The organism is Pleionea sp. CnH1-48 (assembly GCF_024124665.1).
In the GTDB taxonomy this organism is placed as follows: Bacteria; Pseudomonadota; Gammaproteobacteria; order Enterobacterales; family Kangiellaceae; genus JAMXSB01.
In genome coordinates this window covers 13,273-38,047 of sequence record NZ_JAMXSB010000018.1, presented here as the reverse complement: position 1 = coordinate 38,047, position 24,775 = coordinate 13,273, and the positions used below count along the sequence as shown (strand labels likewise).

Below are 24,775 nucleotides of genomic sequence, written 5' to 3'. Positions count from 1 at the left end.
TTTGTGTTTCTTTCGCCTGTCTCGTTTAGTGTGCAGGCGTCCCCCTCGCAGCTCGAATGAGCACGATGACGACGACGACAATAATCACTAAACGTTGTGGGTTCATTTAAATTTCTTCAATACAAAAGTTTCGCTAAGTTGATTTGAATGTATAAGTTAATCGAAAATTTTCAAAATAGTTTTTTGGAATAAGCAACAGAAGTGAAGCTCTAAGCTCTTTTTTTCTTCACTTATTCCAATTCAGGAGATTGTATAAACAAGTTGCTCAGTGCTATAGCTAACTGCTTGTTCTGGTTACGAATTGCAACCTTTTGCGAGAGAGTCTGGCGCAGCTATTGGCACCAGACCATTGATGCTCTTCAGAACTAGAAAAGTTAAATAATTACTCTACAACAAACTTAAGTGTAGTTTCTTTCATCGACGAGTCCCACCAAGGAAACAAAATTTTCAAGTAAGCAACATTCGCATTAGGCAATCCTTTTCCAGTATTAAAAGCGCCTAGTTCAGAAGCTCTGGCCGTTATGGTCAGATTATTAGAAATACGGTTTAAGGCTTTTGCATGACGCTGCTTTTTGGGTAAATACCAGTAACGTTTATTATGAACTTGCCACAATAAAGCACTTAATGCTGCCATCTGAGGAGCAGCAAAGGAACTACCCGATTCAAAGTTGCCTGTCGTCCAGGAATACACGGCCTCAGCAGGCACCGATAAAGTGCGTCCAACAGCCAAAGCATTATTACCAGGAATCGTCGCCGTCAATGCTATCTGATCAGCGAAGGGATTCAGATTAGCAGCCAACAATAAGTGCTGGTGGCTTTTCTCCAGCTGGTTGGATAACAAAAACTGCTTTATCAGCTTAAGGTCATAGGAGAAGGTATTGACTGGAGGCAAGCCAAGACTGGCACGATAAGGAGTGACAACCTCATCCAGATCAGTGCCAGTATTACCCAGAGATTTAGTCACTATGGTGGTTTTAAGAATATCCTTTAGCAGAGCTTCAAACTCTGGATCAAGAGCGCCATCCTTCTCGGCAAAGGCACGACTCATATTCATTATCTGAACATCGGTGCGTTCTTTTATATATAGCATGGCGTCATTATAAGTACTCGACTCAGCGCTCACAGGAACAATGGTTACTTCTGGTGCAATCGACAGAATGACGTCAATCACACTATTACCATGATTGAGTTTGACAGGATCACCAAAGTTTTGGACCGTTTCGATGGTCGCTTGAGAATAATGCTGTCGCTGTTGTTCGAGAAGGTCGGCTTCAAAAAGGTCAAATACTGCTACCGTAATGCCCTTGCCCGTATTCTTCAATTTTAACAAACCGTGCTTTAGGTCATATCCAGGATGCACCTTCTGAATCTCTTGATTTATGTCGATACGAAAAGCTTCTACCACCTCGTATGCCTGGTCAAAAGCTTCACGGTGTTGGTTTTGATAGTCTTCAGAATTAAAAGAAAACAACAATTGGAACAGCCCGGTTGTTTCTGTGATCTGATTGCCCCAACGATGCATATCTAGATCTTTCATCATATATTTTGCGAGAGCTGTGCCCTGGTACTGCTCAAACTCGGCTTGCTCATAAGTCGTTAGCATCGGTGATATAGGTTCTTCCCACGGCCATTGTGCATGAGTTTTCATCACTTCAAGTGCTTGGCGAGTCGAATCAACCTCAGCGCTATGAAGATGGTTAATAATGCTTAGTGAGAAGATATAGAAACTTATCAAAATGAGTTTTTTCACGAAGTACTCTCTGTACCAGAATAAATGAGCCGGCATCTTAGATTTAATGATTTTACGGAGTCAATTACACATTAGAAAAAGCATGAGATATAGTTACAAGATGAGATACCAAGAATTCCTTTTATGAGCAGATGTCGTTCAAATGAATTAAAAACAAACGCCGTCCCTGGCTTGTCAGAAAAATGAATTACTTTTTAAATTTACGGCGAACTCCAGCCAACAATAATAAGAAAGGCAATAATAGGTGTGCACTTCCGCCACCGCTTTCTGTACTACTGCTGCTGTTGTTATTAATCGGTGGACGAACAGAGTCTACCTGATTATCTTTATCAGCAGATTCTAGAGGTACTCGATTTAGAGCACCAAACTGACTGAAGGACTCCACTAAGATTTGATTGCTAAAGGCATCTTTCACAATAATCTTAAAGTCATAATAACCAACGGGATAACCCGACTGCCAATCAAACTCTAAATGCAAAGTATCTAAAGTTGAGTCACCATTTAAGGTCAGTGTGCTAGAAGTATATTCTAACTCCCAGTTACCTTGCTCATTCTCAAAATACACTTCTGCATAAACATCAGCACTGTCGTAATCAGTATCGATATCAATGGCCATCGCAAACTCACTGAAGAAGCCATCGCCATCATTGTCTCTTAGTAGATCCGTAGTTACCGTGTAGATATTAAAACCACTTTGATAAGAGCTTTCCTGAGTACGATCTTCCAGTGGGATATCATATAGATTTGGATCTTCATTAGGCCCAATGGTCGCCACAATGCCCGAATAACCATATTCGTAAAGGTCAATCAAAATATCATAACTATCGGCGGGATATTCGATGTTTAAGGTCGTTGTTACCTGATAATCATCATCCCCATCGCCATTATTAATTTCGAAAATATCAGTGGTATGATAAAGCTCCCAGTCACTGCCGTTTTGGCTGATGTACAGCTTGGCGTAAACGTCAGCCCAGCTATAAACCGTGTCAGCATCAAACTCCACTGTAAAACGGCTGTAGTAACCATCGTTATCTAAGTCGTCACGCAAAAATACGCTGGCATCAAAGAAAGAAAAGTCATGATGGTGGCTGGATAATTCTGGCGCCGCTTTACGCATTTCTCTTGGCTTAGACTTTTGCGCCTGCTTTTTCTCGGCTTTCTTTTCTTCACCCGAATGAGCTTTTACAGAAATCTCAGATTGGCGTTGACTCTGTTTGGCTTGATACTCAGCTTCACTTGAACTTTTTTTATTTGATGCCTCGACAACAGATACATGGGGCAATAATCCAGATAAAGATTTTAATGGCGCTTTGCTATTATCGTCAGCAAAACTTTGGCTGGCGGCTCCCAACAAGGCCGCAGTTACAAGAGCTGTTGTCATATTCAGTTTCATGATTTTTCCTTTCGCTTTAAGCATCGTTAAGGCTATTAAACACCTTGTAAACTGAATCATCGCTGAACTCTTAATAACAAATTCTGGAACTAGCTCAAAAGCCTATCGGCAACTTTAAATAGACCAAAACCTCTAAAACGCCATCTTTCTTTGGTATGAGATACCAAGCGAACTGTCTTACTTGCCCAATCACTTCTACACTTATCCTTAATAGACATAAAAAAACATCGGGAAGCTGCCTTTTTCTATATGCACCACATCATTTATGCACAACTACTGGTAACCTTAGCGAGCAGTGTCATTCTGGTGGCATTATTCCGTCGTTTCCAGCTTCCAACCATTCTCGCTTATATCGGTGTCGGCTTTCTATTGGGTCAAATGGGCTTCGAGTTTTTCGCACCTGACTCTAACGCCCGATATATCGCAGAGGTCGGTGTCGTCTTCATGCTGTTTAGCCTCGGGTTAGAGTTTTCAGTGCCCAGAGTGATAGCCCTTCGTAATCAGGTACTCGGTATGGGTATCCTGCAAATGGTTCTAACGACGCTGACCTTCATGTTTATAGCACGTTTATTTGGTATCGATTGGACCCTCGCTTTTATTATTGCTGCGGCACTGGCCATGTCATCAACAGCCATCATCACCAAACAGCTGGATGAACAGAGAGAAACCCACTCCCGTCATGGCACTATGGCGATCTCTACCTTGCTGTTCCAAGACATGGCTGCGGTTCCGCTACTGATCCTGGTGCCTATCGTTGCAGTCTCCGACACCGACATGATTACTCAGTCGATTTCATTGGCCATGTTTAAGGGAATCGTCGCCGTTATCGTACTGATGATTGTTGGCAAATGGTTATTGCCACGATTGTTTCATGAAGTAGCCAGTGCTCACAGTGACGAACTTTTTGTTATGACCAGCATACTGGTGGCCTTGGTTGCATCCTGGTTTACTGAGTGGTTGGGCTTATCCATGGCGCTGGGGGCATTTTTGGCTGGTATGCTACTGGCCGAGTCTCAGTTCAAGCACCAAATAGATACCGAAATACGTCCCTTTCGAGATATTTTACTCGGACTCTTCTTTGTCACTATCGGCACTCTGGTCAATCTGGCCACGTTATTTGATCATGCTTTATTGATCTTAACTTTACTGTTGATCTTAATCAGTACGAAGATGCTGATTGTGATTGGTATATCTCGCCTGATGAAAGCCCGCTGGGAAGATTCACTAAAAGCCTCTCTAGCACTTTCTCAGGCCGGAGAACTGGGCTTTGTGTTGATTGGCCTGGCGCGCCAGCAAGACATTATTTCCGAAGAGGTGACCTCCATTATATTGTCTATCGGTGTTCTGAGCATGGCCATCACTCCGTTTTTGATGAACTATGCCAGTAGCATCAGCCACATGTTATTTGGTAGCCGCGAAGAAGCTCGATTAAACAGCAACGCCAAGCGCTTGATTGCACAAGCCGTCAAAGAGTGGGATCAACATGTCATTATTTGTGGGTTTGGTCGTATAGGGCAAACCATTAAACGATTTCTGGATAACGAAGGGATCCCGACGTTAGCCCTTGATCGTGATCCCCGACGGGTAAGAGAAGGTGCAACTGCAGGTGAAGATATCTATTTTGGCGACGCACGGCGCCGCTCTATTTTAAATGCCGCAGGATTAGAAAGAGCCCAACTGATCATCATTACTTTTGACGAACTTGATGGCGTTCTTGAAAGCCTTGCCGCCATTCGACAAAATCGAAAGAATGTCTCGGTGTTGGTACGAACAAAAGACGATAGAAACCTGGAACAACTGCAACAGGCAGGTGCAACGGAAGTAGTGCCCGAATCATTAGAAGCCGCTTTGATGCTGGTTAGCCATGTTATGTTTGTACTAAAAGTGCCGATGCGAGAGATCATTGATAAGGTACAAGCCGTTCGCCAAAATCGCTATCAGCTTTTGCATAGCTTCTATCATGGAGAATCTTCTGATCTGATGCGAGTGCTCGAGACGCATCGCGAACAATTGCACGCCGTGGTTTTAACAGAGCGGGCAACAGCGACCAACTCTACAGTGCAAGATCTTTCGTTTCCCAAATCAAAAGTCCATATTAAAGCGGTAAAAAGAGGAAAAGAATCCTTCACCACCCTCACCCCCGACTTTACTTTTCAACAAGGGGATATCGTCTTACTGTCTGGGGATCCGGATTATATTGAACTGGCAGAGAATGTTTTGCTAGGCGGCTAGCCTAGCTCATGGAGTTCAGCAAGCTTTGCTTGAATGTATTCACTGTGACGTAAGTTTAATAGATCCGAAACTCGACGGATAAGATGTTCTTCATAAGCGTGAACTTTTCCGTCTGCTAAAGCGACTTTCCATAACAAACGAATGAGGCGAATTTTTTGCTCAACCGCATAGTGATTATTAATCAGTTGAGTAAATTCATGGAAGTCGGTTGCAAATAATGCTTTGTCCGTTGAAACCTTATACAGCTCATCAGCCTCTTCATCGTTGAGTTCAAACTCAGATTTTAGCAAAGACAGTATTTGTTCCTGTTCCTCATCTTTAATTTCGAAATCCATTTTCATTACTTCGATCATCAATACCGCAGCCGCCACACGCAGAGAATGCTCCAGATCCTCTGGCTCACTGGCATTTTCAACATTCATGTATTTATCAAAAAAATCTTTTAATTTTTGCAGCATCACAATTCGCTTCTTTAGAAGTAGGCAACAGCCAACATTTTCAATAGTATATAGATACCCATCACATTCATCTACTAGTTAGAGCCTTAAAGATCAACAGGCTTAACTCCAACGGCATTACTTAGATATGGGATACTTAAAGTACAATATCAAGCAGAAACCTAAAGTTATTGTAAGCAGTTGTTTGCTCGGCGAGCAAGTGCGCTATGATGGACATCATAAACAAAATGACTTTTTGTTAAGCCAACTTAGTCCGTTGCTAGAACTCGCGTCAAACTGTCCAGAAGTCGGTTGTGGTATGCCTATTCCTCGTCCTCCCATTCAGGTATGCGACCAGAACGCGCAGCTCATTCTTAGAGAAGTTGCTTCACCGCAGAATGAACACACAGAATCCATGTTGAATTTTTGTCAGGTCAGTAAAGAACGTGTGGAATCAACCTGCGGCATTATCTCAAAGTCGAAATCACCCAGCTGCGGTATCACCGATACGCCCATATTCGTAGACGGAGCCGAAGCCTATAAGGCCAGCGGATTGTTTATTCACACAATGAAACAGCAAGCTCCTTGGCTGCCCATGATTGATGAACAGGCATTGCAACAGGATGAACCTCGCCATTTCTTTTTGACTCAAGTATTTTTGCTGGCCCACTTTTATGAAGCCAGCAGCACTCAATCACTCAAAGCATTTCATCATTCCTTTTGGCCATTCGTCACGTTATTCGCAATGGATGATAGCTCGATTAATGAAGCCATATTGGACGATGCCAGGCTCTATCGAGATGAATTTTTTGGCCGGCTACAGCAGCTAGCCTCCATTGAAACTTTACGAGCTCGATGGCAAAAATGGGTAGAGCATCAGAGCCTGCCTAGGGAGGCCGCCGACTTAACAGCTCTGTGTAGCAGTGCTCATCAATTCTGGTTAAGGCTGAGCTATCTTTATGTAGATAGCTCTAGCAAATATTCATTACCCTTTAATCTCTATCCGCTCACATCAAGTAGCGGCCATTCTTTATAATCCTCACCGCTTTTACTCACATCCCACTGAGCAAAAAACAACCGACATAGGCGGTTGGCCAGAATCCTGTTATAGTATCGCCGTTAACACTGTTTTTTGGGAACAAATTAATATGAAAATCAATAAGTTATCTTTAGCACTGGCAGCATCTTTAACTCTTGTAGCCTGCCAGGAGCAAACACCCGCGCCAACCAAAAAAGCTGAGCCTGTCATGCCACAGGTAGCCGAGAAAAAAGCAGAAGCCGAAAAAACTGCTCCTTCACGTTTCGATATTTACGCCCCCTTCACCTTAACAGCTGACTTGTCTCATCTTAGCGATAACCAGAAAAAAATGATCGGTCTGTTAATCGATGCCAGTAAAATAATGGACGACCTATTCTGGCTTCAAGCTTACGGCCCTAAAGACTCACTCCTCAGCGGCCTGGATGACAGCAAAGTTAAGCAATTTGCCGATATTAACTACGGCCCCTGGGATCGTCTGGATGGTGATAAACCCTTTATTGACAAGTTTCCTCATAAGCCTCTGGGTGCACAGTTTTATCCAGAAGATATGACCAAAGAAGAATACGAAAAATGGCAGAAAGAAAACGAAAACCTGCTTAAGCAAGATAAATTTGCTGAGCTTTACTCTGTTATGGAACGTGGTAAGGATGACCAATTAATCATGGTTCCTTACAACAAAAAATACGCTGAGCAACTGAGCAAAGCAGCGGCACTGTTACAAGAAGCAGCTGAACTTGCCGATAACAAAGAGTTTAAGCGTTACCTTTCTATGCGTGCCGATGCGCTTTTATCAAATGATTATCAAGCCTCTGACTTTGCCTGGATGGATATGAAAACCAATCCGATTGAAGTGGTGATTGGCCCTATTGAAACCTATGAAGACTTATTATTTGGTTATCGTTCAGCCTTTGAATCTTACGTACTGATTAAAGATTTGGCCTGGAGCGAAAAGTTATCGAAATTTGCAGCCTTTTTACCCGAGTTACAAAAAGGACTCCCTGTTGAGCAAAAGTACAAATCAGAAATGCCTGGAACTGATGCCGACTTGAATGCTTACGATGTTGTTTATTATGCAGGTCATAGTAACGCAGGTTCAAAAACCATTGCTATTAACCTACCTAATGATGAAGAAGTTCAATTAGAAAAAGGTACTCGTCGATTGCAACTTAAAAACGCCATGCGTGCTAAGTTCGATAAAATTTTAGTGCCGATTTCAAAACAATTGATTGCAGAAGATCAACAAAAGTTCATTACTTTTGATGCCTTTTTCGGCAACACCATGTTTCACGAAGTCGCTCACGGTCTAGGCATCAAAAATACCATCAATGGTAAAGGTGTTGTGAGAACGGCTCTAAAAGAAACCGCCTCAGCGCTTGAAGAAGGTAAAGCCGATATTCTTGGTTTGTATATGATCACCAAGCTGTTCGAAAAAGGTGAAATGACCGAAGGTAAGCTAATGGATAACTATGTCACTTTCTTGGCAGGTATTTTCCGTTCGGTACGCTTTGGTGCATCTTCTGCGCATGGTAAAGCCAACATGATGCGTTTTAACTTCTTTAAAGAAAAAGGCGCGTTTAAGGTTGACCCAGACACTGGTCGTTATCGTGTTGATTTCAATCAGATGACTGTTGCAATGAACGAGCTGTCAAACTTGTTACTGACGATTCAAGGTAACGGCGACTATGAAGCAGCCAAAGCCCTACTCGAAGAAAAAGGCGTTATCAAAGACGACTTAAAAGCAGAGCTGGACAAATTAGCAGCCGCTAATATTCCTGTTGATATCGTATTTGAGCAAGGCAAAGAAATACTGGGATTAAAATAATCTCGTCTTGAATAGCCGGAGGCGATGCCTCCGGTTACTATGTTCCCCAGCCTATTCTTATTGATATCTCAAATAATCCCAATCCTCTTTATTTTTTAGACTCCCACCACAAACAGTCTATTTTTCATACAACCCAAACGATAATTGTTATAAAAAATCGTCATTTACAACTCTATTCGCTATTAAAACTGGCAGTTCACATCATATAAGGTTAATATTTATTCCCTATGCTGTAATGCAACATTTACAAATTCAGGTTAATTGAAGCAGGTAGACTTATGAAACTTCAAGATAAAGTCATAGTAATTACAGGTGCCGCTCGAGGCCTGGGCAACGCCATCGCCCAAGAGTTGGCTTCGTCAGGGGCCAAGATTGCCTTGGTTGATATCAACGAAGAGCAATTACAAGACGCCTTGCAAGATTTTGAACAAAAAGGCTTTCAAGCCAAAACCTACATTGCCAATGTCGCTAACGAAGACAGCGTTATTAGCCTGTTCGAAAACATCATGGCTGACTTTGGTCAAATAGATGGTCTGGTTAACAATGCCGGCATTATTCGAGATGGCATGTTGGTTAAAGCCAAAGATGGTCAAGTGGTTGATACTTTAAGCTTATCGAGCTGGCAGCAAGTGATCGATGTTAACCTGACAGGAGTATTTTTGTGTGGCCGAGAAGCCGCCAAACACATGGTTAACGGCCAGACACAGGGTGTTCTCGTTAATATCTCTTCAATTTCTCGTAATGGTAACGTAGGCCAAAGTAACTACGCTGCGGCGAAAGCGGGCGTCTCTGCAATGACCACAACCTGGGCCAAAGAATTAGCGCGCTTCGGTATTCGTTCAGCCGCTATCGCCCCTGGTTTTATCGAAACCGAAATGACCCAGATGATAAAACCAGAAATTCTCGACAAGATCCGTCAGACGATTCCTCTGCAAGCCATGGGGAAGCCAGACAATATAGCTCAAACCGTTAAGTTCATTTTCGAAAATGACTACATCAGTGGTCGAACCATTGAGGTTGACGGCGCATTGCGCTTATAAATATCCCTCTTGTAGTAATAGACGTTGGTTGGAAATACTTTTAATAATCTCAGGAATTAAAACCAGCCAACGTAATCCTTTTTTCGTATAACCACCCTTCAAAATCATCTCAAAATAAAATTTACGATTATTTTCTGTACTCACTATGTGGCTTACAACCAAGCACTATCTATAATAAAAGAAAATAGAGCTAGGCGGCTCTGATAATGGAATTTTCAAATAGGTTTAACAGTTAGATACGTAGGAACACATCATGGACTCTGCGAATAAACGAATTGTTATTTGCTGCGACGGGATCTGGAGCTTACCAACCCCCTACTCGACTAATGTTCAAAAGATCGTGCAGGGCATTAAAACTCGTTCTCTTAGCGGTACATTACAAAAAATTTATTACGACAAGGGTGAAGTACATGTGCAGCATTCCAAAAATTATCTGGATGCCTTTATTGGTTTAGATATCAAACAACGTGTTATTCATGCTTATCGCTTTCTTGCCGAAAATTACCAACCAGGAGACGAAATTTATTGTTTTGGTGTCAGTCGAGGTGCCTTTATTATACGAATGCTTGTCGGTTTGGTTGACACAGTCGGCGTGCTCAAAGTACTTGACGACAAAGCCTTAAACAATGCGTTTTCTTATTATCAAAATCCTAACCAACGTCGCTATCAAGATGAATATGAAGATAATCTAAGACCTGCTATTAAACTATTGGGCGTCTGGGATACCATCGGTGCAGCACCTTTGTCACATATCTTTATGAAAGCCGTCGGCGACGAGGCAGCATCATTCAACAACACCCATGTTAGCTTAATTGTAGAAAATGCTTATCAAGCGCTTGCCATAGATGAAAATAGAAACCACTTTAAGCCCGCTTTGTGGACCGGCACCGCTCTTCCTTACCAGGACATTAAACAGGTCTGGTTTCCTGGTACCCACGAAGATATTTGCGGAGGATTCAAAGAGTGTGGTTTATCCGATATATCCCTCAACTGGATGATCAAGCAAGCAGAAGAAATAGGTCTGGAATTTAATACCGCTTATGTGAGCAGCAAAAAAAATATCAACCCTTTAATTTCAGGCATCCTCCATCAACAACATCACTGGTTACAACACTTTTTGTCTTATTGTCTGGGACCGGAAGAACAACGCAGTCTGGATGGAGAAGAAGAAGAGCTGGCCATTAGTGTCAGTATCCACAACAGCATATTGCGACGCATGTCTTTTGATAAAGATTACCATCCAAACAATCTGTCCGCCTATCCAAACCATGTCGATGTTGTTAAAGACGAAATTGATGCCAGTGACCGACGTGGTAAAGAACGAGTAAAAACCGATGGTTTACATGGCACGCTAGAATTTCACAATGCTTTTGCGACCTGCGAAATTTTGGACTACTCCTCTCATGGAGGCCTTTGCATTCGCTGTGACAATAAACTGCAAAAGAAAGACTATGTGCTGGTCAGCTCGCCCAAATTCGCTCGAAAAAAAGCGACCTGTATTTGGCAAGTTGGAAATATGTACGGATTAAAATTTGCGGCTTAATTGAAAACGGCTTTTTGCGTATGCTTATGTTTCTAATTTAATCACGATGCCTTCGTTTAACCATCGCGTTAAATAGCTAACTGCATACATACTAACTTGTTCCGGTGCATGCCACTCTAATAGTCCCTCACAGACGAAGGAGAAGTTAGCCCCTTGCAAAAAAGTTTGCAACATATAAAGTTCATCACGAGATATAGAACGAAACTCCGTTAAACGTTCTTGATTTCGCCATATCAACCAGTTTTTATTAACGCCTTCGGTAGCAGGCTCAGGCGGATTTTCCGCTTTAATCGCATGCCAGCTTTCAACGGAATTCCAGTGAGCAATAAAAAGCTGCACACTCGGTTGAAAACGAATACGCAACTGTGGCCAAACATGAGCATCTATTGCTTGAAGATCTTCAATGTTTTGCACTGGCATTTCGGGAGCATCAAAAGCGCATAGTAACAACCGCTCGAATTGAGCAATCTCCGACAAGATAGGGTGTTCAGAAAAAGGAGGCTCGATGCGTAAAAACTCAGGCAACGCATCACAAAAATGACGTAAAGAAAACACTTGAGATGGATGTTTAGCCAGATAAGACTGAACTAAGTCAGCAAACCAGTCATCACCTAAGTACTGCCCTAAAACAGGATGGTCATTATCTATGGCATCGCTCAATCTTTTTTCATAAGCAAAACGATAGATATTAAGGCGGGTATTCTTATCGTCGCTATCAGACGACACAATAGATTCAGCGATGGATGAATCTTTGTCGCGTAAAAAGCTAATGAACTCCTGTTGTATTTTTTTTAACTCAGACATTATCCCACCTGATACTTCAAACAGTGGCTACCATAAAACTCTGGCAGTGTTTGATATGCAATGTCTTTCGCTTGTCTGAGTTCTTTATCTAACTCTGCAAACGCAGGAATATCATCGTCTCTTTCGATCATCGTACTAACAGGACCAAAGCGCTGAAGTGCTTTTTCATACAAGTCCCATACGGCACCAACGACAGGATGATCATGGGTATCAACAACATAGTCGCCATAATCCGTATGACCCGCTAAATGAAACTGCATTACTCGTTCTGGGTTCAAAGCATCTAAATATTGAACGGCATCAAAGTGATGATTACGTGCACTCACATAAACATTATTAATATCAAGCAACATCAAACAATCAGCTCTTTCTACCACTTCAGAATAGAACTCCCATTCTTGACCTTTAGATTGTTCGTAAGTGATATAGCTGGAAACATTTTCTAGTAGTATTTGTTGGCCCAGAAAATCCTGCACTTGAGTTATTCTTTGAACGAGATGATCGATAGCTTCTTCGGTATAAGGCATAGGCATAAGATCATGAGAATTAACACCACCAATGGAGGTCCAGCACAGATGATCAGAAACCCATTCAGGTTGAACTTCAGATATGAGCGCTCTTAACGAACGAAGATAATCCATATTTAATGGATCACAACTTCCTATCGACATTGATACGCCATGCATGACGATTGGATAATGTTCCCGAATCGAATGCAAAAAATGTTTCGGCTTGCCACCACCGACCATGTAGTTCTCTGAAATAACCTCAAACCAATCAACATCAGGTTTGTGCTCTAACACATGATGATAGTGATCAGTTCTAAGTCCTAAACCAAATCCAAGATATTTCTTTTGCATCGTTACTCAACTAATAGCAGGAGGCGCTTAGCGCCTCCGAGAGATGATCATTGATAACATTAAGCGCCAATTTTTCCGCCAATGTCTTTGCAAGATTTTGCAGGAGCAGCGACAAAGCCAGTGCCTTTACACTGAGCGTGACCCGCACAAGCATTGTCAGCAGTTTTGCAATCATTATGACCTTTACAGATATTAACATCATAACAATGGACTAAATCAGCTGTAGATACTGTGCCACGATAGCTGTCTTTAATTTTGCCACCCACATCGCTACAGGACTTAGAAGGCATAGCCACAAAGCCAGTGCCTTTGCATTCAGCATGCCCAGCACAAGCATTATCAGCGGTTTTACAATCATTATGGCCTTTACATACATTAACATCGTAACAGTGCACCAAATCCGTTGTTCCCGCCGAAGCAGCCGACGCCGATGAAGAACCATCGTTGCCAACCGACGAACACCCTACTAATGTTGCAGCGGCCATAGCCAACGCAGCGCCCGTCAATTTTTTATCATTCATTTTCATACTTACTCTCCAGATCAAAACGACAATGTCATACAAATATTCAGCTCAGAATTGTCATCAAAAAGGTTGTGAGCTTGCTCAATAGATTAATCCCGGTGTTGTTTGTTACAACTTGTCGTAAAAATCATGTTGATAGAAAAAGAATAGCTGTTTTTGTGCAAAGGACTCTAATTTAGCGCAGAAATTTCGCAATATATAATAAGCTGAGAGGTTTATCTCAATTCTTGAAGGGAGTACCAATATGAAAAAGAGGGATATAGAGACTGCCGAAAAAAAACAGCCTCTAAAGACTAATAATTAACAACTAGGCTTGGCATTTAAGTGCACCAACTCCGTTTTCTATCACGGCATCAGGGTTTAACATAATGGTCATCATGTCATCCAATAAAGAATTTTCGCACTTCTTATAGTAAGCCATGGTTCGCTCGATACATTGCTCTGTCGACAATTCAAACCTTTGGCTAAAAGCAGGATTCTCACACAACTGTTTCGTTGCCTGATACAAGGCTTTTTGCACGTCTGGATCACTAAAATCTTTGTCTTTTAACGTAGCAATAAAGTTTTTACCGGATTCTTTTCCTTTCGCTGAATCTTGCTTCGCCTGCTCTGACATGGCCTTAATCACCTCATTGGTCTGAGACGCGTTATACAAAGCCATGCGCGGATGAGACTCTTCTCCATTATTAATAAATAAAGGCTCGAACCAGAAAAAATACCCGACTAGCCCGGCAATGACGCCTAAAACATATTTCATACCAAGTTTCCTGAACTTACAGTTGCTAACCGTCCAATATTATATGGGCCCTATCAAGAGTAAAGAAAAAACCTCTCAATTGCCCTAAATCAATGACAAAAGGCCACATCGCACTGCAGCAACCCAATGCTAGCAGACACTAAACAAAGGCCCCACGAGTAGACTAACCACCAAGTCTTACTTTGTTGATTTTTTATCCAGTTTTAGTTATACATAAATGGATTCTTCAGGGTAGCGCCATTGCTGGCTGACGTAAATCAATGTGATATCAGCGCTATCACCAGAGCATGTTCGATGTATGATAATGACACCATAACCACCCTTCTTTTTTTAATTTCGTCCCAGTTACTTATCGTTTCTGGCTACTTTTGGCTAAAAAATAAGGCCACGGCGGGTACATTAGAATGGTTTCTTGCGGCTCTGCTATTTTTCTTGCGTGACTCCATTCCCGTTTTTCAACCAGAACAATCAACCTCTGAATTGCTAGTGCTTCTGACCAACACCCTCATCCTCATTGCTTATGTTCTAATTTTGAAAGGATGCTTCAAAGCGCTCAATCTTAATCAACATATTTCTTTGCTGATCATTTGGGTTATTGTTGGCACTGGCTTTAACCTGACAGCTTACTGGGTCGGACTGGATGTTATTTGGAGAGTTTCGATACTCTGTATTTTTTTAGCCTCTTTATGTTTTTATACTGTTTACCAGATCCTCAAAACGCCAAAGGGATTGCTGCCAGATGAAGTCGCATTTTTGCTGTATATATTGTTAACTTTAACCTTGCTCTATTTATTCAGAATGGCAGGACTTTTTCTTCCTGACGATCAAAACCTGGCGTTAAATACCTACACCATCGCTCAACTTATCAGAATGGCTCATGCTATTTGTATCGCAGCACTTTTTTATGCTGCATTGATGATTATATCCGGTATGCGCAACAAACAACTTCAGTATCTAGCCAATATCGATGGCCTCACGGGTATTCTTAATCGTCGAGCATTATTTGAATCTTTAAAACGACAAATCAAACGTCATGATGAAACTGCACAGGGTTACTTACTCATCATTGATATTGATTATTTTAAAAAGATTAATGATCAACACGGTCATTTGATAGGAGATAAAGCTCTGCGCCATATTGTTGAGCTGGTTCAAAGTAATTTACGTAGCACCGACACAATTGGTCGTTATGGTGGAGAAGAATTTGTCGTTTACTTTCCCAACATACCAGAAAATTTAACATTAGTCATTGCAGATCGTATTCGTGAAGGAATAGAGAATAGCCCGATCACCTGCCAGCATACTCCCCTTCATCTCACCGTCAGCATCGGTATTGCAAAGGCTGGCGAATCGCTTTCTCGTAGCATCAAACAGGCTGATGAAGCCTTATATCACGCAAAACAACATGGTCGAAACCAAATTGCCTTATATGGAACCTACTCCTAACACTCGAGTATCTTCTATTACCCAATGAGCTTCACCTGTCTGTAACACAATGATTCTTTGCGACTCTATTAGTCAACGAAAATAAATACAATTAGTGTCGAGCAATACCTTGCACCATAAATCCGTGTCATGTTTAAATTTATCTATAAAGCTCACCCTACTATTGACAGAATCTATGTGACTAATAGATACAATCAATGAAGACGAAAATATGAATCTTAGAGATTTAAAATACTTAGTGGCCGTTGCCGATTTAAAAAGCTTCAGCCAGGCAGCAGAACAGTGTCATGTGAGTCAACCAACACTGTCGACTCAGTTAAAAAAAATGGAACAATATCTCGATGTGGAACTTTTTGAGCGCACCAATAAAAAAGTTCTCATAACGGATAATGGAGAGAAAATCATAGCCTCTGCTCGCCGCATATTGGCTGAGGTAGAACAGATAAACCGTGTGGCAGAGAGCTCAAAAGAACCACAAAAAGGCACTTTGAAGATGGGAGCATTTCCAACCGTTGCAAGTTATCTGCTGCCAAGCTATGTCTCTTTTATCAAAAAAGAATATCCCTTGTTAAAGTTACTCTTAGTGGAAGAAAAAACCGAAGTGTTATTAGAGCAACTGGCAAATGGAGAACTTGACTGCGCAATACTAGCCCTCCCTGTCAATGATGACCAGTTTGAAAACATAGAACTATTTGAGGATGATTTTTTGTTAGCGGTTCCCACAGAGCATCCTCTATCATCTAAAGCAAGCATTCAACTAAAAGAATTAGAACAACAAAAGTTATTACTATTAACAGAAGGTCATTGCCTTCGCTCCCAGGCACTGGATATTTGCAAACAGGTAGATAGTGACGAAGAAGACTTTAGAGCAACCTCAATGGAAACATTAAGAGCGATGGTTGCAGCGGGCTCAGGGATCACATTAATTCCATCTATAGCCAAAAAAGACAATGATAATCTAGCGTATATCAATTTCGACGATCCTAAGCCTTCACGCCATATAGCCTTAGTTTGGCGAACCATTAACCCTAAAAAAGAACTTATCCATCAACTAGGACAAGCTCTAAAACAGATGCATTGAGAAAGTTCGCCAACAGTAATTCAGAATAGAGATTACTTCAAAGCATAAGTTGCGATCATTTTTTGAATACCAACGACATCGGTACCTTTTTTCAACTCACGCATAATAGGTTCCGAGCGTCCCGAAATCCATACAATCAGTTCGGCTTCCATGTCAAAGTGCCCAGCGGTTTCGACAGAAAACGAGGTAATGGACTTATAAGGAATAGAAAGATACTCCGTTTTCTTACCAGTCATCCCCTGTTTATCGATCAAAATCATACGTTTGTTGGTAAAAACAAACATATCTCTAACAACCTTATACCCCATAGTAATGGCTTCGCCCTCACCCAAGATAGGGCTAAGGTCTTCGCTAAGTTTCTCTAAATCAACCTCAGAAGCATTACCCATTAAGCCACTTAAAAAACCCATTTCTCACTCCATCTTCAATTAATCAATCTTGCGTTGAACACCTTCAGGAAGTTGCTCCAATCTGGCATTTTCTTCATCATCGAACATATCACCATTCTGCAAATAGTCCAGCAACATAGGGAAGGCATCAAATCCCCAAAAGATTTTTTCATCGCATACAAAGGTAGGCACCCCAAACACCTGACGAGCAATGGCTTCATCAGTGTTGCTGCGAAGTTCCTGTTTTACGTTGTCTGAAGCAACCGCTTGTTGCCAATCTGTCACATCCAGTTTACGACAAAGTAGCTCCCATTGAGTCGCATCGTCTTGCGAGTATCCAGCATTCCACAAGTAGTCAAAAATAGCGTGAACACTTTGATAAGAACTACGGCAAGCAATGGCGAGTCGTAACGTTTTTAGTGGATGAAAAGGATGCTCTGGTGGCATCTTGAAGGGAATATTTTGTTGCTTAGCCAACCAGTGTATATAGCGATAAGTGAACTCGCGTTTGGGTGGGATTTCAGCAGGACCTTTTTGCTGCCAATGTTTTAGTAGACCAGCTAACAAGGTAGGTTTGAATTCCACCTCAACATCAGCAGGTAACTGATTAAACTGTTGTAACTGGAAATAAGCGAAAGGAGAAAGAAAGTCGAAGTACCATTGTATTTTTTTCATGTACTAGCTCATCGGTCTTTTTTGTCAGTTTAAGTCAGTCGAGCTGATTACTTCAACCAACACAATATCTCAAAATAAAATTTCCCGTTCTATCCATGTCAGATTTGGCCGCCTGATAATAATCATGATAGTTTACAAAGTAAGGAACACTGGCGATCAGTCCTTGTCAAAAGAGCGACACAAAATAAGGAAGCTCCTATGCAAAATGTAAAATCAGTTTCTTTTACCCTAATGACTCTACTAGGGCTTAGCGCTTGTGCTCATCAAGCTGAAAGAGATCCTCTCAACAACTACTACTCAGGCGACTGTGTTGGTGAAGTCAATCACTCATGGAGTGTTTCAATAGACTCTAAGGGCGAATCAAGCAGGAGTTATCAGGAAACTTGTCAGGCAAGTAATCCAGATCCATTAGAAAGTCTGAAAGATCCGGTGACCGAAGAACAACTAAAAGAGAAAAGCGCTCGAGACAAGTAACATTCGAAACAACAACTCGACAAGCATACAAAATAACCGCAGAAACATTTATTTAATGTTTTGGGGTGGCAACTAGAGATGTATTCAGTACAATCTCTAGTGTCCATTAGATATAAAGATTAAAAAAGGAACCATTTATGGCCATTATTGCCGTTTTATTGATTATGTTACTAGCGCTTTTCTTTTGATGTCGAAAAACTGTTCAGTTGCAGCATTTTAGCAACCGCGCTTAAATCTGCACTAAACATCATCTTCTCCCCTAAATCCTCGCGAATTTTCAGGTAGCTTTCTTTTAGCGACTCCAGTGCTAACTGATTGTCAGTAGTCATCCACTTTACCTGAGCACTATATACGGTTAGTAATCGCCTCCATATAGATGATGGTGGAAATCCTTCCATACGTAGCTCAAGCTCCTGATAATATTTTTGGGCAAGTTTCCAATCAAGCTGCTTCTCAGCTAAATTAGCTTTGACTAGCAAAAGATGTATTTGAGTTGAGTGTTTGGGTTTAAAGTACTTATCAAGCAGAATCTCTGACTTATCTATAAAAAGCCTGGCTTGCTCCCAGTTGCCATCGTATAGAGCCGTCCTAGCTCTTCGAATATAGATCCCTCCTAAACCGTAATCATCTTCGCCAAACATTTGTTTATTCTGTAACTCCGCAAGCTCTAGCATAGATTTACCAAGTTCTCGCTTACCTGATCGCCAATATATTTCGGCTAAAGTTCCGCGATACAACAAAGTTCGAGCTGAAGATGGGCCATACTCCTTACCTAGCTCCTGGAGTGCTTGCTCTAACAGAACTTGGCCTTCCTCCCAAAAACCAAAAGATGCCTCGATCAGACCCAGATCAGCCCTTAAATGGCTTCGCATAATAGAAGCATCATCCATATTGTTAAGAGCATCATTCAAGATGCTTTTTGCCTGTTTATAACGCCCTAGTTCTGATTCCAATTTAGCAAGCTGTCTAATAACAGTCACTAAGACAGGATGGTCCTTATCTAAAATAGAATTTCCAACACTTAAAGCACGATAAAAATAAGTTCTCGCTCGAGTGTATTCTCCTAGCTTTGACAATGAATGAGCCACTCCATTAACACTCAGCATAGTACTCGAATGAAGCTCACCGAAAAAATACTGCTTTTGCTGTAGAACTCGAGAATGAGTTTTATAGGCATCTTCAAATCTGCCCAAATCATAATAGGCAGCCGCTATATTATTTCCAATATAAATCATTTGTTCGATGTTATTCTTTCCGGCCCAAAATTTCTCAGCGGCTTCCAGATACATCAGCCCCTCTTCAGGTAAGCCTTGACGTAATAATAGAGTTCCCATCAAGTTGTTTGCTTCGGCTTTTTGCTCCTCTGATAACTCGCCATGACGAGAAAGCATCATGTTTTCTAGTTCTTGCTCAGCATCTTTTAAATGGCCTAGTGTCCGCAATACTTCAACAACTCTAAAAGTCGAAGAAACATAATTAGATGATGGTAGTTGGGATTTATTTTTAGAGATGTTTAATGCTTTTCTATAGTATTTGAGAGCATCTTTCAATCTTCCAACATTGAAGCATAGCTGTGCGAGAGAGTTATAAACCTGATACTCTGCAAGCGGCTCGATATTGGGTGTTTCATCCACTGCTTTGACTATATTACTGATTAGAAAATCAATGCTAATAGTCTTAGACTTGAGGTTGTCAGGCTGTATTCCCGTTAATAAACTAGAAAGTATTTCAACAGTATGCTGTAAGGAACTGGATTTACTTTCAGCATCATGCTCGGCAATAACAGCTCTATCACGCTCCTGCTTTAATTTAATATTAAGTTTAATACTTCCAGCAACAGCGACAGAAATGCTTAACATTAAGGAGATTGCCAAAACTGTTCGCCCAGGATAACGACGCCAGAACAGTGAAAAAACATATCCTGGCCGATAACGAGTTGCAGTAACGGGCCTCGCGGTGAGGTAGTTACGTAAATCTCTTTTCATCAACTCGACTGATTGATAACGAACATCTAGACTTTCGTCTGTTGCTTTCTTAATAATATTGCTTATGTCAGCATGATAAAGAAATGTTGATGCTCTGGGAGCATGAGAGATTAACTCTTGCAACACTTTGCCTAAACTAAATATATCGGTTACCAGATTAATTGTCTTCCCAGCTGCTTGCTCTGGACTAGCATACTCCTTAGTAAAAGCCTTAGTATTAAACTCTATGCCAGAAATATTGTAGGATATTCCAAAGTCAATAAGTTTTACCCATCCATCCTTCGTCACTAATATATTTGATGGCTTCAAATCACAGTGAATAATATGATGTCGATGAGCATACTCGACAGCAGAACAAACCTGTAAGAAAAGCTCAATGGCCTCCGAATGTGAAAGGTTGTTTTCTTTACAATAGACATCAATAGAGCTGCCTTCAACATACTCCATTACCAGATAAGGAGAACCGTCGGTACATGTCCCCCCATCAATTAGAGATGCAATACATGGGTGATTCAGTGTAGCTAAATACTGACGTTCATTGTGAAATAACTCAACATGCTGTAGAGAGTCTACGGCGCTAAGAACTTTAATAGCGACTCGCTGTGTGTAATGCTCATCACACCTTTCTGCCTCATAAACCAAGCCCATACCGCCTCTTCCAATCATTCTGACAATACGGTAAACACTAAGATACTCGCCTACTTCTAATTGACTGATAGCTTCTTGGGCCTGTTGAGTGATTTCATATTTCCAGCTTGTTTCTTCATCACATACATTGAACATATTCTTAAGATACAAAATATGTTCGGCAGATAGATTTTGCTGCGAAAGAAAATCCTCTCTCTTATGAGAAGGTAAATCACAACACTGAAGGTAGAGCCGCTTAAGCTCAACAAACTCAGTACGAGATTGCGGAGTTTTCATTTTCGATAGATCTAATTGATGCCATTAAAAAATCCCTTGAAAACTTTAAATCTCTTTGAATAGTGGGAATGCTGAGACTAAGAATATCGGCAATTTCTTTTTGTGAGTAACCAGAAAAGTAATACAGCTCAATGATATTAACAGAACGCTCACTAACACTCTGGAGTTGGTTAAGAACACGATCTATGTGGATAATGTTTTCTAACTCAGCCCAGTTTCCTATCCGCTCATCATACCAGTGCGTAAGACGATTTCCTCCCTCTCGTTTCTTCGCCACTTTCGCTCGTATTTCCTCTACCACAATCCACCTCATTGTTTTAGCGGCCATAAGAACTAGATGTCGTTTGTCATTAATACAAGGATCACTTTTAATGATTTTAGCCATGGCTTCATGAACCAGCTCTGTTGTAAAAAAAGCTTGATGATTCCCTTTTAATAGCCGACGAGCACACTGCTTAAGCTCACCGTAAAGTACATCGTTCACTTCAGAAAAACCGACTGTCTCCATACCCCCTCCTATAACACCAGAGTGTTAGTTATAACCATTTAGAGATAGAAAAATCAAGAGTGTTACATATAAATTTCACCCAACCCAATCACACAAAGAGAATGCGGATAAATCCTAGAAACCAATCTTCCACAATGTTTTTATAAACTCCATTTGTTTCAAATAGTTAGTTAAACCATAGAAAAAAGTGCTGAACAGTTTGATGTGTTGGAATGTCAATTTTCGTTACCTGTTATTGAGATAAATAAAAACTGTAAATCTCAAAACTCTTCAACGGAGGCATGAATGAAAACATAACTATCTAAGTCTCAATTACAAAAACACATGAAACCAAAGCCACAAAAAGGTCTATTTTCATTGGCATTGGATGCTGAAAACGTCAGCATTTTTAACACACAATATCACAGGCATATAACAGTGACTGACGCCTTGTATATGCTTGGGCCATTGAGCAATAGCCAATACAGTTTAAAGGTGAAGATATGATATTACTTAAAGAGAAAATCAGAGTGATCAATGCTATTCACTTACTACTTACGTTAGGAATTTGCTTAGTATATTCGATTAAACTAGAAGCAACACCTTTCACCAATGAGGAAAGAGAACTAGTAGAAAGATACGCGCCTAAAATCTGGCTGCACCCAGATGAAAAATTTTTTCCATCAAGCACTGAGTTCTTTCTTAATGCCGTCGATCCTACCGGAGCTCATAAATATTCGAGCAATATTGATCTTTATACTGCAGCACAAGTAGGCGATTTCAATAACCCCACTCCTCCATTCTTATTTGGAAACACTAATTTATCAGAAGCCCCAATCTATGCTTATGTAAGAAAACGAGGCGACTTTACTGATATTATTTATGCCACATTTTACCCTTATAATGGTGGAAAATCTGCTTGTGACGTCTCTTTTAACTTCAAAGGTTGGTTCATAAATCCTCATATTGTGGACCCATTTCATCCAATTGTAGATGTTGACAATACTCAGCCAGCAAGCGATTGGATTTGTGAATCGACGTCTCAATCTTCATACTTCTTTCCGCTTAGTATTCACTTCACAGTCAATACAGAGAATCCACTAGGAAATCATGTAACAGATACAGAGTATTTTGCTGTTCGGCTCTATAAAGGTAAACCAATCTCAGTGGTGACGGGAGCCCACGGTGAATATCAAGAAACTGAATGGACAACTGTCGAAAAAGTTTCAGAAACCCATGCAGTTATCTATTCAGCACTCGGCGGACATGGAACTCACCTGAGCGATAAAAAAAATTTTGTTGTCACTGCTAAAAAGAATATAGTAAATCAGGCGGGGATTGCAGATATTGATCTCACAATACTAACCCCAGATATTACTAAAAAAGGACATGCCTGGGACACTTGGAACAATGTACAGGGAATTAATTGGGGAGGCACAGATATCAACGCATCAGAATACTCGACGATCGACTGGATAAAAGAGTATGGCAATGCCCACTGGGGTACACGTGAAGCAGGACTTGAAGGAAAAGTTATTGTCAAGGTTTCCTCTGGGCCCTTTCTTCTTAAGCAAACTTCCTTTAATATTGGCGAATACGAACTTGAAGACACTAATGGAACGCCTCTGCCTTCCAATGTCGACTCCTTAATTCGTGATGGTGGAAAAGTATCGGCCATGCCAGCACTTCTTTCACGAGACGACCATTACATGTTGCAGAGCACTCAATTCAATCAAACAGGTTGTATCAATGTGGAGGGAGGCAACTCAGCGAATCACACCAATGTCAGCAAACGAGCAGGCAGCTGCGATGCCAATGATAGCAACTTAATTTGGGACCCTGTTTCTTTTGACAGCAAAACCAATGCCTTCGCACTAGAATCTCTCAGCACTGGAAAATGTATCGACATTGGCGATAACAACGATTTGCAAATATTCGACTGCCACGATGGCCCAAGACAAAAGTTTCAGTTTGAGATCCTGACCGATGGTTTAGTCAAGCTGAAAAGCATAAACAGCGCTAACGCTTGTGTTGGAAGCAATGGCAACAATCTAATTATCACAGGATGTAGTGACACGAACGTCGAAACGTTTTCAGTCATTCCAGTCAGTTTCAACTTAGTCGAGAATATCTCTTATAAGATACAATCAGTACACGATCAACAATGTCTTGATATAGAAAATGCATCGACCGATTCTGGCGCGAATGTGCAAACATTTGGTTGTCACAATCAGTTAAATCAAGCATTCAAGTTTAATCTTAAAAGAGATAGCCAAGGTGAACCCGTTTATCAAATCATAGGCGTACAAAGTGATAAGTGTCTTGATGTTTACAATTCATCAACCGCCAGTGGTGCCAATATACAGCTATACTCATGCACTCCAGGACTGCAGGAAAATCAAGCATTCAGAGCAGAAGTTCAAGCGGATCGAACCTATATGTTAAAGCCACTGCATTCAACCAACGAAAACCAATGTGTTGATGCAAGCCTTTCAAGTAATAACGTATCTCAGCACTCGTGCCATGGAAGCAACAATCAAAAATGGGTCATCACTCCCTTAATTGACTTCAATAAAGATTATGAAATCAAATCGGTTGGCTTTGGAGATTGCCTTGATGTTGCTGGAGGTTCGACCAGCAATAACTCAAATGTTCAACGCTATCCCTGTCAAAGATCTGACAACCAAAGATGGAACTTCAAAAAAGAATATGATGATCATGGTCAAGCCGTTTACAAAATAAGAGGCAAGCAAAGTGGCAAGTGCCTGGATGTCTTTAATGCTTCCAGCGACAGTGGTGCCAACATACAGTTGTTTAGCTGTTCGAGTGGCTATCAAGCCAATCAAGCTTGGAAACTGGAAGTGCAGCAAGATGGCGCTTATGTCCTCAAGCCACAGCAGGTTTTCAATCAAGATCAATGCATGAGCAGTGATTCATCAAACAATAATATTTCACAGAACGCTTGCCAAGGAGGAAATAATCAAACCTTTTATATCAATGAATTATAAATAACACCATCAACAACGGTGGCTTAACGGAATTTCGTTAAGCCACCGTTAGCAGCTAAAAAAAGATCCACAAAACATAAGCCACGACTAAATATCTCTGCAAGT

The 24,775-nt window shown here is 41.1% G+C and carries 20 protein-coding genes; 9 read left to right on the top strand and 11 right to left on the bottom strand.

What is annotated here, in order from left to right; translation table 11 throughout:
• Positions 1-382: 382 nt before the first annotated feature.
• On the bottom strand, positions 383-1,750 hold the full coding sequence (locus NH399_RS23030; protein WP_253043588.1) for a S8 family serine peptidase: 1,368 nt from the start codon (positions 1,748-1,750) through the stop codon (positions 383-385).
• 187 nt (positions 1,751-1,937) lie between these two features.
• Positions 1,938-3,143, bottom strand: coding sequence for a choice-of-anchor H family protein (locus tag NH399_RS23025; RefSeq protein WP_253043587.1), 1,206 nt, complete (start codon positions 3,141-3,143; stop codon positions 1,938-1,940).
• Between the two features lie 249 nt (positions 3,144-3,392).
• Here NH399_RS23025 and NH399_RS23020 point away from each other — a divergent pair, with 249 nt between their 5' ends.
• Entirely contained in the window at positions 3,393-5,375 is a 1,983-nt protein-coding gene (locus NH399_RS23020; RefSeq protein WP_253043586.1) for a monovalent cation:proton antiporter family protein, read from the top strand.
• On the opposite strand, the gene NH399_RS23015 is transcribed toward NH399_RS23020, so the two are convergent.
• A complete protein-coding gene (locus NH399_RS23015) occupies positions 5,372-5,833 on the bottom strand; it encodes a TerB family tellurite resistance protein (RefSeq protein ID WP_253043759.1) in 462 nt (153 codons plus the stop codon). The two genes, NH399_RS23020 and NH399_RS23015, sit on opposite strands and share 4 nt — an antisense overlap.
• A 127-nt stretch (positions 5,834-5,960) precedes the next feature.
• Between NH399_RS23015 and NH399_RS23010 the strand changes: the two genes are divergently transcribed.
• From NH399_RS23010 to NH399_RS22995, 4 genes are all read left to right on the top strand, one after another.
• Positions 5,961-6,848 (top strand): DUF523 domain-containing protein, encoded by an 888-nt coding sequence (locus NH399_RS23010; RefSeq protein WP_253043585.1) that lies wholly within the window; start codon positions 5,961-5,963, stop codon positions 6,846-6,848.
• Between the two features lie 112 nt (positions 6,849-6,960).
• Positions 6,961-8,673, top strand: coding sequence for a hypothetical protein (locus tag NH399_RS23005; protein WP_253043583.1), 1,713 nt, complete (start codon positions 6,961-6,963; stop codon positions 8,671-8,673).
• A 278-nt stretch (positions 8,674-8,951) separates the two neighbouring features.
• Entirely contained in the window at positions 8,952-9,713 is a 762-nt protein-coding gene (locus NH399_RS23000; RefSeq protein ID WP_253043582.1) for an SDR family oxidoreductase, read from the top strand.
• Between the two features lie 253 nt (positions 9,714-9,966).
• Positions 9,967-11,256: a DUF2235 domain-containing protein gene (locus tag NH399_RS22995; protein ID WP_253043581.1), complete on the top strand. Its 1,290-nt coding sequence runs from the start codon at positions 9,967-9,969 to the stop codon at positions 11,254-11,256.
• A gap of 24 nt (positions 11,257-11,280) precedes the next feature.
• Here the strand turns inward: NH399_RS22995 and NH399_RS22990 are convergent, their stop codons facing one another.
• The 4 genes from NH399_RS22990 to NH399_RS22975 form a co-directional block, all read right to left on the bottom strand.
• Positions 11,281-12,060: a DUF2063 domain-containing protein gene (locus NH399_RS22990; RefSeq protein ID WP_253043579.1), complete on the bottom strand. Its 780-nt coding sequence runs from the start codon at positions 12,058-12,060 to the stop codon at positions 11,281-11,283.
• Complete coding sequence (locus NH399_RS22985) at positions 12,060-12,920, bottom strand: DUF692 domain-containing protein (RefSeq protein ID WP_253043578.1); 861 nt, start codon at positions 12,918-12,920, stop codon at positions 12,060-12,062. The genes NH399_RS22990 and NH399_RS22985 overlap by 1 nt, the downstream gene beginning before the upstream one ends.
• A 59-nt stretch (positions 12,921-12,979) precedes the next feature.
• Complete coding sequence (locus tag NH399_RS22980) at positions 12,980-13,447, bottom strand: hypothetical protein (RefSeq protein WP_253043577.1); 468 nt, start codon at positions 13,445-13,447, stop codon at positions 12,980-12,982.
• A 304-nt stretch (positions 13,448-13,751) separates the two neighbouring features.
• Positions 13,752-14,201 carry a hypothetical protein gene (locus tag NH399_RS22975; RefSeq protein ID WP_253043576.1) on the bottom strand — a complete coding sequence of 150 codons (450 nt, stop codon included), beginning with the start codon at positions 14,199-14,201 and terminating at the stop codon, positions 13,752-13,754.
• A 240-nt stretch (positions 14,202-14,441) separates the two neighbouring features.
• On the opposite strand from NH399_RS22975, the gene NH399_RS22970 reads away from it, so the two are divergent.
• Complete coding sequence (locus tag NH399_RS22970; protein ID WP_253043574.1) at positions 14,442-15,647, top strand: GGDEF domain-containing protein; 1,206 nt, start codon at positions 14,442-14,444, stop codon at positions 15,645-15,647.
• Positions 15,648-15,858: 211 nt separating this feature from the next.
• Positions 15,859-16,728 carry a LysR substrate-binding domain-containing protein gene (locus tag NH399_RS22965; RefSeq protein WP_253043573.1) on the top strand — a complete coding sequence of 290 codons (870 nt, stop codon included), beginning with the start codon at positions 15,859-15,861 and terminating at the stop codon, positions 16,726-16,728.
• A gap of 32 nt (positions 16,729-16,760) precedes the next feature.
• Here the strand turns inward: NH399_RS22965 and NH399_RS22960 are convergent, their stop codons facing one another.
• Both NH399_RS22960 and NH399_RS22955 read right to left on the bottom strand, forming a co-directional pair.
• Entirely contained in the window at positions 16,761-17,138 is a 378-nt protein-coding gene (locus tag NH399_RS22960) for a PH domain-containing protein (protein WP_253043572.1), read from the bottom strand.
• Between the two features lie 18 nt (positions 17,139-17,156).
• Positions 17,157-17,792 carry a 2-hydroxychromene-2-carboxylate isomerase gene (locus tag NH399_RS22955; RefSeq protein ID WP_253043570.1) on the bottom strand — a complete coding sequence of 212 codons (636 nt, stop codon included), beginning with the start codon at positions 17,790-17,792 and terminating at the stop codon, positions 17,157-17,159.
• 198 nt (positions 17,793-17,990) lie between these two features.
• On the opposite strand from NH399_RS22955, the gene NH399_RS22950 reads away from it, so the two are divergent.
• On the top strand, positions 17,991-18,266 hold the full coding sequence (locus tag NH399_RS22950) for a hypothetical protein (RefSeq protein ID WP_253043569.1): 276 nt from the start codon (positions 17,991-17,993) through the stop codon (positions 18,264-18,266).
• A gap of 170 nt (positions 18,267-18,436) precedes the next feature.
• Here NH399_RS22950 and NH399_RS22945 read toward each other — a convergent pair whose 3' ends face one another.
• Together NH399_RS22945 and NH399_RS22940 are read right to left on the bottom strand one after the other, a co-directional pair.
• Positions 18,437-21,175 carry a serine/threonine-protein kinase gene (locus tag NH399_RS22945; RefSeq protein WP_253043568.1) on the bottom strand — a complete coding sequence of 913 codons (2,739 nt, stop codon included), beginning with the start codon at positions 21,173-21,175 and terminating at the stop codon, positions 18,437-18,439.
• The gene (locus NH399_RS22940) at positions 21,150-21,683 is read right to left on the bottom strand and encodes an antiterminator Q family protein (RefSeq protein WP_253043567.1); all 534 of its coding nucleotides are present in this window, start codon (positions 21,681-21,683) and stop codon (positions 21,150-21,152) included. The genes NH399_RS22945 and NH399_RS22940 overlap by 26 nt, the downstream gene beginning before the upstream one ends.
• A 482-nt stretch (positions 21,684-22,165) precedes the next feature.
• Between NH399_RS22940 and NH399_RS22935 the strand changes: the two genes are divergently transcribed.
• Positions 22,166-24,670 carry an RICIN domain-containing protein gene (locus NH399_RS22935; protein ID WP_253043565.1) on the top strand — a complete coding sequence of 835 codons (2,505 nt, stop codon included), beginning with the start codon at positions 22,166-22,168 and terminating at the stop codon, positions 24,668-24,670.
• Positions 24,671-24,775 lie beyond the last annotated feature (105 nt).

Bases quoted from the DNA above. Each gene is read 5' to 3' on its own strand.
- NH399_RS23025 (WP_253043587.1), bottom strand. From the start codon at position 3,143: ATGAAACTGAATATGACAACAGCTCTTGTAACTGCGGCCTTGTTGGGA.
- NH399_RS22980 (WP_253043577.1), bottom strand. From the start codon at position 13,447: ATGAAAATGAATGATAAAAAATTGACGGGCGCTGCGTTGGCTATGGCC.
- NH399_RS23000 (WP_253043582.1), top strand. From the start codon at position 8,952: ATGAAACTTCAAGATAAAGTCATAGTAATTACAGGTGCCGCTCGAGGC.
- NH399_RS23010 (WP_253043585.1), top strand. From the start codon at position 5,961: ATGGGATACTTAAAGTACAATATCAAGCAGAAACCTAAAGTTATTGTA.
- NH399_RS23015 (WP_253043759.1), bottom strand. From the start codon at position 5,833: ATGCTGCAAAAATTAAAAGATTTTTTTGATAAATACATGAATGTTGAA.
- NH399_RS22955 (WP_253043570.1), bottom strand. From the start codon at position 17,792: ATGAAAAAAATACAATGGTACTTCGACTTTCTTTCTCCTTTCGCTTAT.
- NH399_RS22975 (WP_253043576.1), bottom strand. From the start codon at position 14,201: ATGAAATATGTTTTAGGCGTCATTGCCGGGCTAGTCGGGTATTTTTTC.
- NH399_RS22935 (WP_253043565.1), top strand. From the start codon at position 22,166: ATGATATTACTTAAAGAGAAAATCAGAGTGATCAATGCTATTCACTTA.
- NH399_RS23020 (WP_253043586.1), top strand. From the start codon at position 3,393: ATGCACCACATCATTTATGCACAACTACTGGTAACCTTAGCGAGCAGT.
- NH399_RS23005 (WP_253043583.1), top strand. From the start codon at position 6,961: ATGAAAATCAATAAGTTATCTTTAGCACTGGCAGCATCTTTAACTCTT.
- NH399_RS22965 (WP_253043573.1), top strand. From the start codon at position 15,859: ATGAATCTTAGAGATTTAAAATACTTAGTGGCCGTTGCCGATTTAAAA.
- NH399_RS22960 (WP_253043572.1), bottom strand. From the start codon at position 17,138: ATGGGTTTTTTAAGTGGCTTAATGGGTAATGCTTCTGAGGTTGATTTA.
- NH399_RS22950 (WP_253043569.1), top strand. From the start codon at position 17,991: ATGCAAAATGTAAAATCAGTTTCTTTTACCCTAATGACTCTACTAGGG.
- NH399_RS22995 (WP_253043581.1), top strand. From the start codon at position 9,967: ATGGACTCTGCGAATAAACGAATTGTTATTTGCTGCGACGGGATCTGG.
- NH399_RS22985 (WP_253043578.1), bottom strand. From the start codon at position 12,920: ATGCAAAAGAAATATCTTGGATTTGGTTTAGGACTTAGAACTGATCAC.
- NH399_RS22990 (WP_253043579.1), bottom strand. From the start codon at position 12,060: ATGTCTGAGTTAAAAAAAATACAACAGGAGTTCATTAGCTTTTTACGC.
- NH399_RS22940 (WP_253043567.1), bottom strand. From the start codon at position 21,683: ATGGAGACAGTCGGTTTTTCTGAAGTGAACGATGTACTTTACGGTGAG.
- NH399_RS22945 (WP_253043568.1), bottom strand. From the start codon at position 21,175: ATGAAAACTCCGCAATCTCGTACTGAGTTTGTTGAGCTTAAGCGGCTC.